General features: G+C 68.2%; 13 protein-coding genes and 2 pseudogenes. 10 read left to right on the plus strand and 5 right to left on the minus strand.

What is annotated here, in order from left to right:
- Nucleotides 1-349: 349 nt before the first annotated feature.
- Nucleotides 350-514: a hypothetical protein gene (locus ACFVXE_RS27110; protein ID WP_389674934.1), complete on the plus strand. Its 165-nt coding sequence runs from the start codon at nucleotides 350-352 to the stop codon at nucleotides 512-514.
- 52 nt (nucleotides 515-566) lie between these two features.
- Here the strand turns inward: ACFVXE_RS27110 and ACFVXE_RS27115 are convergent.
- Both ACFVXE_RS27115 and ACFVXE_RS27120 read right to left on the minus strand, forming a co-directional pair.
- Nucleotides 567-1,716 (minus strand): annotated as a pseudogene (locus ACFVXE_RS27115) (IS30 family transposase).
- 408 nt (nucleotides 1,717-2,124) lie between these two features.
- Entirely contained in the window at nucleotides 2,125-3,066 is a 942-nt protein-coding gene (locus ACFVXE_RS27120) for an NmrA family NAD(P)-binding protein (RefSeq protein ID WP_389674936.1), read from the minus strand.
- 110 nt (nucleotides 3,067-3,176) lie between these two features.
- Between ACFVXE_RS27120 and ACFVXE_RS27125 the strand changes: the two genes are divergently transcribed.
- The 5 genes and pseudogenes from ACFVXE_RS27125 to ACFVXE_RS27145 all read left to right on the plus strand — a co-directional run.
- Nucleotides 3,177-3,917: a TetR/AcrR family transcriptional regulator gene (locus ACFVXE_RS27125; protein ID WP_389675024.1), complete on the plus strand. Its 741-nt coding sequence runs from the start codon at nucleotides 3,177-3,179 to the stop codon at nucleotides 3,915-3,917.
- Between the two features lie 629 nt (nucleotides 3,918-4,546).
- On the plus strand, nucleotides 4,547-4,873 hold the full coding sequence (locus tag ACFVXE_RS27130; RefSeq protein ID WP_389674938.1) for a hypothetical protein: 327 nt from the start codon (nucleotides 4,547-4,549) through the stop codon (nucleotides 4,871-4,873).
- A gap of 15 nt (nucleotides 4,874-4,888) precedes the next feature.
- A complete protein-coding gene (locus tag ACFVXE_RS27135; protein WP_389674940.1) occupies nucleotides 4,889-5,416 on the plus strand; it encodes an endonuclease domain-containing protein in 528 nt (175 codons plus the stop codon).
- Nucleotides 5,413-5,706: a hypothetical protein gene (locus ACFVXE_RS27140; protein WP_389674942.1), complete on the plus strand. Its 294-nt coding sequence runs from the start codon at nucleotides 5,413-5,415 to the stop codon at nucleotides 5,704-5,706. The genes ACFVXE_RS27135 and ACFVXE_RS27140 overlap by 4 nt, the downstream gene beginning before the upstream one ends.
- A pseudogene (locus ACFVXE_RS27145) lies at nucleotides 5,700-5,897 on the plus strand (IS256 family transposase); the annotation flags it as partial. The gene ACFVXE_RS27140 and the pseudogene ACFVXE_RS27145, both read left to right, overlap by 7 nt.
- On the opposite strand, the gene ACFVXE_RS27150 reads toward ACFVXE_RS27145, so the two are convergent.
- Both ACFVXE_RS27150 and ACFVXE_RS27155 read right to left on the minus strand, forming a co-directional pair.
- Nucleotides 5,898-6,455, minus strand: coding sequence for a GNAT family N-acetyltransferase (locus ACFVXE_RS27150; RefSeq protein ID WP_389674944.1), 558 nt, complete (start codon nucleotides 6,453-6,455; stop codon nucleotides 5,898-5,900).
- A 926-nt stretch (nucleotides 6,456-7,381) separates the two neighbouring features.
- On the minus strand, nucleotides 7,382-8,269 hold the full coding sequence (locus tag ACFVXE_RS27155) for a LysR family transcriptional regulator (protein ID WP_389674946.1): 888 nt from the start codon (nucleotides 8,267-8,269) through the stop codon (nucleotides 7,382-7,384).
- Nucleotides 8,270-8,560: 291 nt separating this feature from the next.
- Here ACFVXE_RS27155 and ACFVXE_RS27160 point away from each other — a divergent pair, with 291 nt between their 5' ends.
- From ACFVXE_RS27160 to ACFVXE_RS27175, 4 genes are all read left to right on the plus strand, one after another.
- Entirely contained in the window at nucleotides 8,561-9,238 is a 678-nt protein-coding gene (locus ACFVXE_RS27160) for a CatB-related O-acetyltransferase (RefSeq protein ID WP_326793813.1), read from the plus strand.
- On the plus strand, nucleotides 9,235-10,170 hold the full coding sequence (locus tag ACFVXE_RS27165) for a virginiamycin B lyase (RefSeq protein ID WP_389674948.1): 936 nt from the start codon (nucleotides 9,235-9,237) through the stop codon (nucleotides 10,168-10,170). Before ACFVXE_RS27160 ends, ACFVXE_RS27165 begins: the two co-directional genes overlap by 4 nt.
- Nucleotides 10,167-10,514, plus strand: coding sequence for a YciI family protein (locus ACFVXE_RS27170; protein ID WP_389674950.1), 348 nt, complete (start codon nucleotides 10,167-10,169; stop codon nucleotides 10,512-10,514). Before ACFVXE_RS27165 ends, ACFVXE_RS27170 begins: the two co-directional genes overlap by 4 nt.
- Nucleotides 10,515-10,628: 114 nt before the next feature.
- Complete coding sequence (locus ACFVXE_RS27175; RefSeq protein ID WP_389674952.1) at nucleotides 10,629-11,564, plus strand: GNAT family N-acetyltransferase; 936 nt, start codon at nucleotides 10,629-10,631, stop codon at nucleotides 11,562-11,564.
- A 351-nt stretch (nucleotides 11,565-11,915) separates the two neighbouring features.
- Here ACFVXE_RS27175 and pgm read toward each other — a convergent pair whose 3' ends face one another.
- The gene (gene pgm / locus ACFVXE_RS27180) at nucleotides 11,916-13,556 is read right to left on the minus strand and encodes a phosphoglucomutase (alpha-D-glucose-1,6-bisphosphate-dependent) (protein ID WP_389674954.1); all 1,641 of its coding nucleotides are present in this window, start codon (nucleotides 13,554-13,556) and stop codon (nucleotides 11,916-11,918) included.
- Nucleotides 13,557-14,040 lie beyond the last annotated feature (484 nt).

A 14,040-nucleotide genomic window follows, 5' to 3' on the forward strand; every position in this document is an offset into this window, starting at 1 on the left:
CACCCGGACAGAATGACGCCCACGCGCCGTCCACCACAGCACCCGGACGGCGCGTCACATCACAACAGGGCAAACGTTGCCTGATCCGGCACTAGCGAAGGTGTGCCTCAGGACATGGAAGCCGAACTCGCGCGGCATGTCCCACGTCCGCTTGCGCCACGGGTTCTTGCCCTGCTTCGGCTCCACGTAAGTCAGACCTGCCCGGACGGATAGTCTCTCCAGGCCCCGCCGACCGACCCGGACGCCCTGATCTGCCGCCGCGATGTTGCGGAAACGCCATCGTCCGGCGCCCGCAAAGTCCTCCTCGGCCTCGGGGCTCTCACGACAACCTCGATGTACAGGAGACTTGATGCCTGACTTTCCGCCTCGGCCGGTACAGCGCCGAGAGGACGACAGCGCCGCCGACATGGGGACGCTCGTCGACCTCGGACTCGCCGAGGAACAGCCGGTACCGCAGTACGAGGATCTCTTCCTCGAACCCGACCTGCCTCCCGCACCAGAGGACGCCGCGTGAACAAGCCCCCTCCTGCCTCCGGCGAATTCCAGGGGTCGTAGCAACACAGTGATCAACTGGCTGTGGCCAGGAGCTTAGCGAGGCGCTCGGCTGGGGTTTCCCAGCCGAGCGTTTTGCGTGGCCGACTGTTCAGCTCGGCGGCCACGGCGTCCAGTTCCTCGCGGCTGTAGCGGGCCAGGTCGGTGCCCTTGGGGAAGTACTGCCGCAGCAGGCCGTTGGTGTTCTCGTTCGAGCCGCGCTGCCAGGGACTGCCCGGGTCGCAGAAGAAGACGGGCACTTCCGTGGCGGTGCTGAACTCCTTGTGGAGGTGCATCTCCGAGCCCTGGTCCCAGGTGAGGGAGCGTCTGAGCTGGGCGGGCAGGGTCGAGACGGTGCGAACGAGTGCGTCGCCATCCGGGCGGCTGGCGACCTTCGGGCAGACGGACGAGAGTGACGAATCGGCTGGAGCGTTCGACGAGCGTCCCGATCGCGGACTTGTGCGCCTTGCCGATGATGAGGTCGCCCTCCCAGTGACCGGGGACCGCCCGGTCACTCACTTCGGCCGGCCGGTCGCTGATCATCACCATGTCCCGCGCCATGCGGGGCTGGCGCTTGGAGGACTGGCGGTGAGGTCGTCGCATCGCTCTGCCGGTCCGTAGCGACTTGGCCAGTTCGCGGCGGAGTTCTCCGCGGCCCTGGACGTAGAGGGCCTGATACATCGTCTCGTGGGCCACGTGCATCTCCGGCCGGTCAGGGAAGCGGGCCCGCAGAGCCTGGCAGATCTGCTCGGGACTCCACCGGCGGGTCAGGTGGTCCTGGACGAAGTCCCGCAGCTCAGGATTTTGGCCGATCTTCCCCGGCTCGGGACGGGGCCGGCGGGCATCGGCGCGAGACTGGGCCGCGTAAGGCCGGTAGACCCATCGGGCGCTGTCCTTGCGCACGAGCATGCCATTGCGGCGGATCTCCCGACTGATCGTCGACGGGCTGCGGCCCAGCTCGGCCGCGATGGCCCGGACGGTGGCCTTCTCTCGCAGCCGGTCGGCTATGTGGATGCGCTCGTCCTCGCGCAGGTACCGCGACGAGGTGGACCGTGGCGTCCGCGGAGCGTGCGCGGGCGCGACGGTCCTGTTGGGGCTCGTCCTGCCGTTCCGCCATTCACGGCCGGTCCTCAGGTTGCTGCCTACGACCCGGCAGGCTTCTTTGTTCGAGTACCCCAGATGCATGAGGCGGAAGTATTTCTCCCGCTCCTGTCGCAGCTTCTTGCACCCCTGGTTGACTATTCGGTCCCGGACCTCGAAGTCCATCGCATCCCCTGAGCTGGGGTGTTGCGACAACCACTAGAACTCAAGTCTGGGCGGGAGGGGGCATTGTTGCTGTTCACCCCTGGCGCGGTGGGGCGCCGTCACGCCGCCCGGCTGGGCCTAGCTGAAGCTGCCGAAGAAGTCGCTGTTCAACTGGGCCGTGCAGATGTTGTAGTCGGCCGAACCGTTGACCAGCGGAGACGTGCCTACTTTGCGCCTGGTGTCAGAGATAGGAGTCCGGGGCCTGTTCAACCAGGCGGTGGGCAACCAGGTCGTCGGAAGCAATCAGATGCCTGACGGATCACCCGGGCGGCCAGGCGCAGCCTGCTGCTACGGGGTGCCGAGCAACCGGAGGCGCAGTGCGGCGGCGCCGCCCTTGGAGAGCCAGTCCGCCAGGGTGCGCAGTCCGGGGTGGATGACCCGCAGAGCCTCGATGTCGGCGTGCCAGCGCTGGCCAGAGATCCATTGTTGCCGGGTCTCGGCGATCCCCGGGTTCAGCGCGGCGGCCTCGTCGTGGGTGAGCTGCTCGTAGCGCACGACGATTCCGGTCGCAGCGCTGATCGCGGCGACAGCCTCAGCCGGGGTCGGGCTGTCACCGGCCAACTCCAGAGTCCGTCCAGCGAACCGGTCCGGTTGCCCGAAGGCCAGAACGGCGAACTCGGCGATGTCTTCGAGGGCGATGATCTGTACGGGCTCGTTCGGCGGAAAGAGGTGCCGGTGGACGCCGTCAACGAACCCGTCGAGGCCGATGCCGGGTGCCGCGAGGTAGTTCGTCATGAACCGTACCGGGCGCAGCACGGTCACGAGTGGGATCTGTTCGCGCAGGTACTGCTCGATGCGCCGCTTTCCCGGGGCTGCGAAAGCGTCTCCGGAGGTCGAGGCGACGCCGGTGAACACCACGTGGCGGACACCTGCGGTTGCTGCTGCGTCGGCCAGGGCCCGGCCGCGGGCGAATTCCAGTTCTGGGTTGCTGCCAGCTGGCCCGTAGGCAACCGGTGGCACGGCGAACAGAGCGGTGGTGCCATCCAGTGCCGGCGCCAGGCCTGACGGCTCGTCGAAGTCTGCGAGGGCCAACTCGGCTCCTGCGTCCGCGAGCGCTGCGGCGGCGGGCGCGGTCTTGTCCCGTACCAGCGCGCGCACCGGTCGGCCGCTGGCCAGCAGCCGTCGTGCTGTCGCGCCGCCCTGCTTGCCGGTCGCGCCGGTCACAGCGACGGGGCCGTCGGCGGGGCCCTGGGTCGGGCCGGTGATGGAATGGATGGGTTCGGCGGTCATGTCGTCCTCTCCTTTCCCCGGGGGCCGGTTGCTATGGACAGGGTGGTGAACCCGGGGATATCTGGAATACTCCAACCCGGTTGAGTCGGGTGCACAAGGGGTTTCGTGACATGACTACAGTGATCGGCGGCGGCGACCGGGCCGACGCCCGCCGCAACCGGGCCAAGGTGCTGTTCGCCGCTGGTGAGGCATTCGCCGAACAGGGACTCGACGTCCCGCTCGGCGAGATCGCGCGCCGGGCCGGTGTCGGCGCCGGCACCGTGTACCGGCACTTTCCGAATAAACAGGCTCTCCTTGAGGCGGTGTTCGCCCAGCACCTGGACGAACTGGTCGCCTCTGGCGAGCGGCGGATGGCCCGATTCGCGCCTACCGAGGCGTTTTTCGGGTTCCTGCTGGACGTCGTCGAGAAGTCCCACAGGCGCGGGCATATATGCGATGTCGTGGCCGCCGACGCGAGCTGGCCGCGCCCGATGCTCACGGCGTCCGTGCTGCGATTCCGCCAGGTCCTGACCGCGCTGCTCCACGCGGCGCAGCGGGCCGGCGGTGTCCGCGCTGACATCGGCCCCGACGATGTCGTCTCACTCACCGTCGGATGCGCCTCGATGCTCGCTGCCCGCCGCGATCGATCTGCCGGCCTCAGGCTCATCCAGCTAACCCTGGACGGTCTGCGCCCTTCCGCTATCGTCACGGAACGACAAGGCTTTCGTGATGGCCTCGGTATCCGCCGGGAAACTGTCGTGTTCTGTGAGGAATGCGGAGCTACGCTCACGGTCCGGCCCACCGGTCGGCCGGTACGTTACTGCGGGGCTACTTGTCGGCAGCGGGCCCGCCGTCGACGCCTCGCGGGCTGAACAGGCTGGAGTCGTGGTCTTCTCGTCGGCCCGGCAGTCCACGCTCGACGGATTCGACACCGCCAAGCACAGCGGCCCCGGTGATCACCGACGACATGGCCCTGGACTCCTATCTCTGACACCAGGCGCAAAGTAGGCACTTCTCCGCTGGTCAACGGTTCGGCCGACTGCGAAGTAAGAACGCTGTCACCAGCCGCAAGGGGCAAGTGCCGGAAGAACGAGGGTCTGTCGACACTCGAACCGGCCGGAGTGTTTCCGCAGGTCGGCAGTGTCGGCAACCCGTGTCGGAAATCAACGTCGGCAAACGGTGGCACCGGGGCCGCTACCCGTCAGTTACGTGTCCCCTGGTGTCCGCGGTAGGAGTCCGGGGCCACAACATGCCATATCGCGGGCGGTCAGAGCCTCTTCACGGATACGGTCTCGGGCTCCCCCGCGGAGGAGTCTCCTGCCTCGCCGAAGTAGGTCGCGTCCCAGGAGGTCAGCTTGGCGTCGAGTCGGCTGAACTCTGCGGCCGGCCCCCATATCTCTGAGGCCGACGCGAGTTCCTCCTCTGGGTAGTTCGCGCCCTTGACCCTGCTGTCCTTGACCGTCAGCCAGGACTGACGGTCAGGGTCGTAGGTCCAGCAGCCGTGAATGAAGCGGTCCTCACCCCGGACGCCATCGGGGCCATCGTCAAAGCGCGCGCCAAGCTCGCCGATCTACCCGATCCGTCGAAGGCCACCGCTCACGGACTCCGACGCGGCCCCGCCCAGGAGATCGCCGAGGCAGGAGAAGACCCCACCGGCCAGGGACGCTGGAAGCCCGGCTCCCTCACCGTGCGGAAGCACTACGTAGAACCGGCACAGGGCGAGGCCAACAACACCATCACCGCCATGCGCCGCAAGAAGGCCGAGCAGGAGCAGCAGGCCATCGCCATGCGCCTCGATGCGCAAGCACGCAACACCATCGACGACTGAGAGAGGAATCGGCCTGTGACCGCCAATATGGAGTGGGCCTTCGAGGAGACGCGGCGCCGCGACGTGGCCGAGCGCGAATGGCTGGGTTCCACAGCGGAGGGGCGACCCACCTTCGCCGAGGCGAAAGTCCTCGACCGACAGGGGATTCCTTCCTGCCACGTCTGGCAAGTCCCCGCCGGTGAAGTGCCGCCACATCTGTCCGCCATCGACGCGCTTCGGCGTTGGCAGGCAGGTGCCTGTGCATTGTGCAGCGCTCATGGCAGTCGCCTTCTCGTCGACCACTGCCATCAGAGCGGCCTCGTGCGAGGACTGCTGTGCACCAGCTGCAACACAGCCGAGGGCCTGCAGAGTGCACCAGCGTTCGTCGCCTACCGGGAGCGTCCTCCGGCCGTGATGCTCGGGGTTGAGGAGCAATACGGCTCGCTGTGGGACGGCTTCGCAGCGCCGGCCCGCAACAAGGATGAGCGCAACGCCGCGCACGTCGACGCAGCAGCGTCACTGTTCGGAGACATCGCCGCCCGCTTCCATCTGGAGAGCGAGTGACCGTCCAGCTCGCGGAAGGCGTCACCCTTGAGGGGTACGGCGCCGCCATGAACAACGACATCGACAGCCTGAAGAGCATGTACACCGACTACCTTCTGGCGGAGTTCCAGAGGATCGGCGAGATGGCCTTTGGGAACCCAGTGGGCGACTACCTCACCACGTCGTTCATCCGATCCGGCGGGGACGACGTCGGCAACAGGGTCGAGCCTGTATTCCTGACAGCCGAAGGCCGCCTGGAGCACGAGTCGTTCTACATTTCGGCCACTTCGCTCCGTAGGCGCGCACCGTGAAGCTGAGGACCAAGGCCACCCGCGGGGCCGGCAGCCCGGCCGCGGCCCTGGCGATGGTGTTCAAGCTCGTCGAGGCCGCCCAGGAACGCTGGCGCGCGATCACCGGAGCCCACCTCGTCCCACTTGTCCGCGCCGGAGCCCGCTTCGAGAGCGGCATCCTGGTCAAGCGCGAAGAGACCGCAGCAGCTTGATCAATCGCCACTTGCTCCAAGGATGCACTCATCGTTCCAATCAGGAACCGTTGTGCTGCCGGAGAGCCAGTCACGTCGCAGAATCGCATACCCGACGGCGTCACGAACCTTGCCGTCGGCCGTCGGCCACGCGTCGCGATAGTGCGCTTCCTTCGCGTAACCACACCTTTGAAAGGCACGGCGCATCGCTACGTTGTCCTGACGAGTGGTGCCTTCGATCCGCTGGACCTGGGGGAACTCGGTGAACACGTACCTGGTGAGCCAGGGCAGGGCCTGTCCTCCGAGTCCCCGCCCTCGGTGCTCGGAGCGGATCCGCAGATCGAACAGCGGCGTGTCGTCGCACAGGTCCATCAGCCGGACAAGACCGGTTCGCTCACCGGCAACCATGATCCAGAACGCCCGGTTGTCCTGGTTGTCATAGCGGCCCTCTCCAATCCACTGCCGGACTTCGGCCTGGTCGACAACGTCCGAGTCGTGAAATGGCCACGTGTCGCCTGAGAGGAAGCCGACCAGTTCTTCTGCGTCGGTCGACTTGAAGCGTTCGTAGGTGATCTCCACAGCCGCACTCTAGAGACGGAGGCACCAGCCCGGAACCGATTTTTCAGACCGCCGACGGAACACCTGAGGACGGCGAGGAGGTTCCGAAGTAGGCACTGAGCCCGGCCAGCTGGTAGCTGATCACCAAGACCTGCCAGGACGTCACAAGTCGAGTGATCCACAACTATTGACAATTGCTCGACACGTCGCGACGTGACCACTTCCTCATCGATAAGGCCCGCTCCGAGATGGAGACCGGCCGCACCGAGGCCGCGCTAAGCAGCATCATCGACGCCCGGCATGCCGCCCCAGAACAGACCCGCTACCCCTCGGGCACATGGCCGCCTGGATCGGCCTATAGCAGCGCTCACGCCCTGACCTGCCAACGCTCACAGATTCGTGAGCGTTGAGCCCTTCCCCGCCCGTCACGCTGGTCTCGTACCTGATCAACGACGAACCGGGGACGCGCCATGACAGTGAGGGATTTACCGCCAGTCAGTGAGCTGAGCGAGCAGCAGCAGCGCGGATGGGCTTGTGTCTGGTGCAGGACAGCTCTCACTGTTGGCGAGGACGTGGACCTTGGCGAGAAGCGGGCCCGGCGTGACGGTGGCGCCGCGTACAGCTGGTTCCCGCGGGCCTGTTCGGACGTCGCAGGTTGCATGGCCCGCGAAGCGAAGCAGACCCGATGAGGCAGCCCACGGCACCTTTGCCGACTGAGATGCAGCGCACGACGTACCGGGCACTCCTCGACCACATTGAACTCTGCACTTCGTGCGGTGAGAGCCGTCCGTGCGAGGCCGGCGCGTGGCTGCGCCAGGCGCAGCAGGCGGCGGAGCGGAGGGTGTCGTGAAGACCGAGTCGACCGACATCATCACGCATTGCTGCTGGGACATGGATCCACAGACGGCGGCGCGCTGCAGACGGGACCCCGGTCACGAGGGTGACCACTACGACCCGTCCCCGCAGTCCGCCGCCGCCTCGGCGAGTGCGCGTACCAGTGGGGTCGCGCGGTCGGTGCGCCAGATCAGGGCCCACTGGACGGGCGGGGCATCGCGGAGGGGAAGGAAGGCGACGTCGGGCTGCGCGTTGTAGCGCCGTCCCTCGTCGGGGACCGTGCACACCACGTCGCCTGCCGCGACGAGGGCAAGGATCTCGTTGAAGGTCGAGACGGCCGGACCACGGCGGACAGGGCGTCCGGCCGGTGTGCGGGCCGGCAGGACCGCGCTCTCCCAGTACGTGGGAAGAGGGCCGTTCAGGCGCGGCACGATGTGGTCACCGAGCACCTCCACGCTCACCGACTCCTGCCGGGCGAGCGGGTGGTCGGTGGCCACCATCAAGTGGAGCGGTTCCTCGCGCAGCACCACCCCGACGGTCAGGTCCGGCTCGCGAACGGGCAGCCAGGTGGTCACCGCGTCGACCTCACCGGCCCGCAAGGCTCCGAACGGATTGCTGAAGAACACCTCTTTGAACCGGAGTTCGACGGACGGATGCCCGGCCCGGAAATGGGTCAGGACCGGGCGCATGTCATGCATCTGTGCACCCATGACCCCCAGCGTCAGCGTGCCGGACGGACGGCGGGCGATGGTGGTCACCTCGGCCATGGCTTCCTGGATGCCCTCGTATGCCGGCTTCAGCCGCTGGAGCAGCACCTCTCCTACAGGGGTCATCCGCACGTGGCGGCTGGTCCGCTCGAAGAGCTGAGCGCCGATGATGCGTTCCTGTTTCTTGATCGCCTGACTGACACGGGCCGGGGAGACATGCAGGCGTTCGGCGCTGCGGCCGAAGTGGAGTTCCTCCGCGAGCATCAGGAAGATCTCTATGTCCCGCAGTTCCATTCCGCCCCCGGTTCCCTCATGGCTCCTGAATTCATGAACCTCTGGGTTAACGACCATAACAAGATCGGTCGTTGTTCCCAGGCTGCTCGCTCCGCATGCTGGGTACCGAACCGGTCAGCCGCCCCTCACAGGTGACGGCATGAACCGGCACGAGACAGCAGGATCGGCTCGCTCGATCCAGCCGACGGCCCGCAAACCCGGACCGCGCGGAAGTCGCGTACCTCACCGGCCCTGGGCCTCACGACTCGGGCCCCGGCCGCCGCGCACGAACCCCCACGGAGCGATTCCCACGTGCCATCCGACCCGAGAGCTGCCCGGACACCTGACCCGGCCACGCTCCACCCGCTGCCTGCCCACGAGCGGGTCGTCTTCCTCAAGCCACTGGTCGCCGGAACCAACGTCGTGGCAGGTGACTTCACCTACTACGACGACCCCGACGGCGCGACCGACTTCGTGCAGCGCAATGTGCTCTACGCCTACGGTCCGGAACGGCTGATCATCGGCAAGTACTGCGCGATCGCCACGGGCACTCGATTCCTGATGGCGGGCGCCGACCACCCGTCGATGGGGGTGTCCACCTTCCCCTTCACCATGTTCGGCGGGGAGTGGGCCGAGCAGACCCTCGACATCGTCACCGGCATGCCCAGCCGCGGGGACACGGTGGTCGGCAACGACGTGTGGTTCGGATACGGAGCCACCGTGATGCCCGGAGTACGGATCGGTGACGGTGCCGTGATCGCGGCCGGTGCGACGGTCACCGCCGACGTGCCGCCGTACACCGTCGTGGGCGGGAACCCGGCCAGAACGATCAGACAGCGCTTCGACGACAGCGACATCGAACGGCTCGTGCGCGCCGCCTGGTGGGACTGGCCCGTCGAGCTGGTGACCGCGCACGCGCGCACCATCATGGCCGGTTCCCCGCAGGACGTCGAGCGCATCGCCGCCGCCGAGGGTCTGGAGCAGCAGTGACGACGCGGACCGTCGAAGAGTACGCGGTGTCCGGTCGCGACAGCGGCCCGTACGCGATCACCACCGGCCCGGACGGCGCGCTGTGGTTCACCATGGTGCAGAGCGGCCAGATCGGCCGACTCGTCCCGGGACAGAAGCCGACCAGCCATCAGATCGCCCCGGACAGCGGTCCGACGGTCATCAGCAACGGGCCGGACGGCGCCCTGTGGTTCACCCAGTACCGGGCGCACCGGATCGGCAGGATCACGACGGCCGGCCACATGACGGAGTTCGCGCTGCCGACCGCGCAGTGCGGTCCCTTCGGTATCGCCGCGGGCCCGGACGGCGCGCTGTGGTTCACCGAAACCGCCGCCGGGTGCATCGGCCGCCTCACCACTGACGGATCGGTTACGGAGTATCCCCTGCCGTGCACCCGCGCGTTCCCCTCCGCGATCGCCGCGGCCGGGGACGCGATGTGGTTCACGATGAACCAGGCCAACGCCATCGGCCGCATCGGCATGGACGGCCGCATCACGATTCACGATCTGCCCACCGAGGCCGCCGCCCCGGTGGGTATCGCCGTGAGCCATGACGGTGGCGTCTGGTTCACCGAGATCGCCGCCGGTCAGATCGGTCACCGCGCGCCCGACGGCCAGATCACCGAGTATCCGCTGCCCGACCGCTCGGGCCGGCCGCACGCCGTCACCACCGATACCAACGGCACGGCGTGGTTCACCGAGTGGTCCGGCAACCGCGTCGGCTCGATCACCGCCGACGGCACGGTCACCGTCCACGATCTGCCCACGCCGGCCTCGGAACCGCACGGGATCACGGTGGGCCCGGACGGCGCCCTGTGGACGGCCCTGGAGACAGGCGCACTGGCCCGCATCTCACCCACCACCAGAACCAACACCACCACCACCAGGAACACCGAACAGAGGAACACCCCATGAAATACGCACTCGTGATCTTCGAGACGCACGCGTCACGCGCGCGGATCCAGGCCGACCGCGACGCCTACCGCAAGGCGTACGAGACGTGGATCGGCGAGCTCGCGGCAGCGGGCAAACTGGCGGGCGGCGACGCCCTTGACACCGAGCACCAGGGCCCCGTCACCGTGCGCAAAACGGCGGACGGGTCCGTGGCCGTGACCGAGGGACCCGTACACAGCGGCGAGGAGACCCTCGGCGGCTGGTTCGTCCTGGAGGTGGCCGACCACGCCGAGGCCATCGAGCTGGCCCGCGGCTTCCCCACCCCGGAGGCGCTCGAAATCCGCCCCGTCCTCGAATCGGCCTGAGCGGCAGGTGGCTCTCGCCGCTCTCTGCCCGGACATCCGGCGTGCCTGACCGGCACGCCGGATGGGTCCCAAGCGCTGTACCTCTTCACAGGAGTTGACTTGATACCGACATCGGTGAGCTACCGATCTCTGACCGGCCCCGAGGAGATCGAACTCTTCTGCCGGCTCCACTACGTCCTGGACCACGAGCTGACCGACGACTTCGCAAACGGATGCCGCCGCCCTGAGTGGACCTGGGTGGCCCTGGACGGCGACCGCCTCCTCGCCCGGCTCGCCTGGTGGGCGACCCCAGGCGGTGACATCCCGCTGCAGTTCGACTTCTTCGACATCGACGACACGCTGCCCAGGGCGGACCGCGACGAGATCGGTCAGCGACTGTTCAAGACGGCGACGGCGACCGTCTTCCCGGCGGGTGCCCAACTGCCGGAGTACGGCCGCTTCGTCCCGCCCGACTGGCATGAGGACCCCGCAGCCCGGGAGGTGGTCGAATCCCGCACGCGCGTGCTGGAGAACACCGGCGCACGGCTGCTGGTCGAGCGGCTGCGGCTGCAGTGGACCCCCTTGTCCCCACTCCCGGAACTCAAGGAGCGTCTCGTCTTCCGTCCGGTGGTCGGCCGCGAGGACCTCCTCGCCCTCATGACCCCGGTCATGGAAGGCACCCTCGACGCCCACGGCCAGGCGGACCTGGCATCCGGACTGAGCCCCCGCGAGGCCGCCGAACGGCACTACGACGGGGAGTTCGCCGGATTCAAGAGCCCGCATGAATGGTGGCGCATCGCCGAACTGCCCGACGGTAGCGGCCCGGTGGGTTTCGTGATCCCGGCCCGCAACAGCTACCACCCGATCATCGCGTACATCGGTGTCCTGCCCGCACACCGCGGCAACGGCTACATCGACGAGATCCTCGCCGAGGGCACCCGCATCCTGGCCGCCGAGGGCGTCGACCGGATCAGGGCATCGACGGACCTCGGCAACGTCCCGATGGCAAAAGCCTTCGCCCGAGCCGGATACGCCAACTTCGAACGTTCCCTCAACCTGGTCTGGGACTGACCCCACCTGCTGCTTCTCCGGGTCTCTCGCCCGCTGCCCGATCCGGGAAAGCTGACGTGGGACCAGGCCGCAGGCCGCGCCAGCGTCTGCTGCCGCCGGCCTCTCACCTCCGGCGCCGTCAGCGCCGGGATCATCGTTGACCGGCTCGGCGCGCACATCCTCGACAACGAGTTCCGGGCTGGGCCTTGCTGCCGGGGCGAGGCGCGCTGAAAGCGGTGCCGGCTGGGGAGTGAACCGGCCACGGCCGACCGTCTCCCTGCCCTGAGCGTGTGACGCATGGCGGCCTGCCGGGCACCTCTCGGCTCCGGAAGGCCGCCGACGCCCCGGCGGAAGACGGCTCAGCAGCCGGACTCAGGCACTCAGGGCGGCCGACACGACGGCCTTGGCCTCCTCCTGCACCCGGGCCAGGTGGTCGGACCCGAGGAACGACTCCGCGTAGATCTTGTAGACGTCCTCGGTGCCCGAGGGGCGGGCTGCGAACCAGGCGTTCTCCGTGGACACCTTGATGCCGCCGATCGGTGCGCCGTTGCCGGGAGCCGAGGTCAGCACCCCCGTGACCGGTTCCCCGGCCAGCGTGTCGGCCGTTACCTGCTCGGGTGAGAGGCGGCCGAGCACCGCCTTCTGCTCGCGGTCCGCCGGGGCATCGATGCGGGCGTACGCGGGTGCGCCGAAGCGGTCGGTGAGCGCCGCGTACTGCTCCGACGGCGACTTCTCCGTCACAGCGAGGATCTCCGAGGCGAGCAGCGCCAGGATGATGCCGTCCTTGTCGGTCGTCCACACCGATCCGTCACGGCGCAGGAACGACGCTCCGGCCGACTCCTCGCCCCCGAAGCCGAGCGTCCCGTCGACCAGACCGTCCACGAACCACTTGAAGCCGACCGGTACCTCGACCAGCTGCCGGCCGAGACCGGCGGCGACCCGGTCGATCATGCCCGACGACACCAGTGTCTTGCCGACGCCCGCCGCGGCCGGCCACTGCCCGCGGTGCGCGTACAGGTAGTTGATGGCGACGGCGAGGTAGTGGTTCGGGTTCATCAGGCCGGCATCCGGGGTGACGATGCCGTGCCGGTCGGCATCGGCGTCATTACCCGTGGCGATCTGGTAGCGCTCGCGCTGCCCGATCAGGGACGCCATGGCATAGGGCGATGAGCAGTCCATCCGGATCTTCCCGTCCCAGTCCAGCGTCATGAACCGCCAGGTCGGGTCGGTCAGCGGATTGACGACGGTCAGGTCGAGGCGGTGCTGCTCCGCGATCCGGCTCCAGTACGCGACCGACGCACCGCCCAGCGGATCCGCGCCGATCCGTACCCCGGCCGCGCGGACGGCGTCCAGGTCGAGGACGGACGGCAGGTCGGCGACATAGGTGCCGAGGAAGTCGTACCCGGCGGTGGTGGGCGCCGCCAGCGCGCGGACGTACGGCAGCCTCCGCACGTCCTTCATCCCGGCCGCGATGATCTCGTTGGCCCGCTCCTGGATCCAGCCCGTCGCCTCGGATCCGGCAGGACCGCCGTTCGGCGGGTTGTACTTGAACCCGCCGTCGCCCGGCGGGTTGTGCGACGGGGTGATGACCACACCGTCTGCGAGCCCCGACGTACGGCCGCGGTTGTGGGTGAGGATGGCGTGCGAGACGGCGGGGGTGGGGGTGTAGCCGTCGGCGGAGTCGATCAGCACGGTCACATCGTTGGCGGCGAACACCTCGATGGCGGTGACCCGCGCGGGCTCCGACAGCGCATGGGTGTCGGCGCCGAGGAACAGCGGACCGTCCGTGCCCTGTTGCGCCCGGTACTCGCTGATGGCCTGGCTGGTCGCGGCGATGTGATCCTCGTTGAACGCGGTGGCCGTCGACGTCCCGCGGTGGCCGGAGGTGCCGAACGCCACCCGTTGGCCGGGCTCGGCCGGATCGGGATGCAGCGTGTAATACGCCGTCACCAGCCGGGCCACATCGGTCAGGTCCTCCGGACGTGCCTGCTGTCCAGCTCGTTCGTGCGGCATCTGCCCACTCCTCCGTGTCGGTCGGTCGTTGCGTACTGCCCGCCGGATCATTTTCGCCGGTGGCCTCCCCGGGCAGGAGAGTGCCCCGCCGTACGGACCGCCACCGCGGCGTGCACCCGGCGGGGACCCGCGCATCGGCGACGGTCTTCGAAGCCCCGGAGCTCGAATCCCGGGCCGACCGGTGGAAACATCCGACGCGCGGCAACGGCGGCTACCCTCCCGTTTTCCGCTGGACCCTGCACAGCCTTTCGCTTTCACGCAAATTCCTTGCGTTATTTGCGGACACTTTCGCGGTGCACTGCCGCCCTCGCGCGGTTCCGTAATCCATGGTGGGCGCGCGGCGCGGCGGCGGCATCTCACATGGTGTCGGAACGCCCGAATATGCCCAGTATGAGGACGCCCCGGAGTGTCCCTCCGCCTTGTGGTGCGCCGCATTCGACGACGCGCCCCGATCTGTCGTGGATTACGTGGCAGCCCTTGGCCG

The organism is Streptomyces sp. NPDC058231, from assembly GCF_042882275.1.
In the GTDB taxonomy this organism is placed as follows: domain Bacteria; phylum Actinomycetota; class Actinomycetes; order Streptomycetales; family Streptomycetaceae; genus Streptomyces.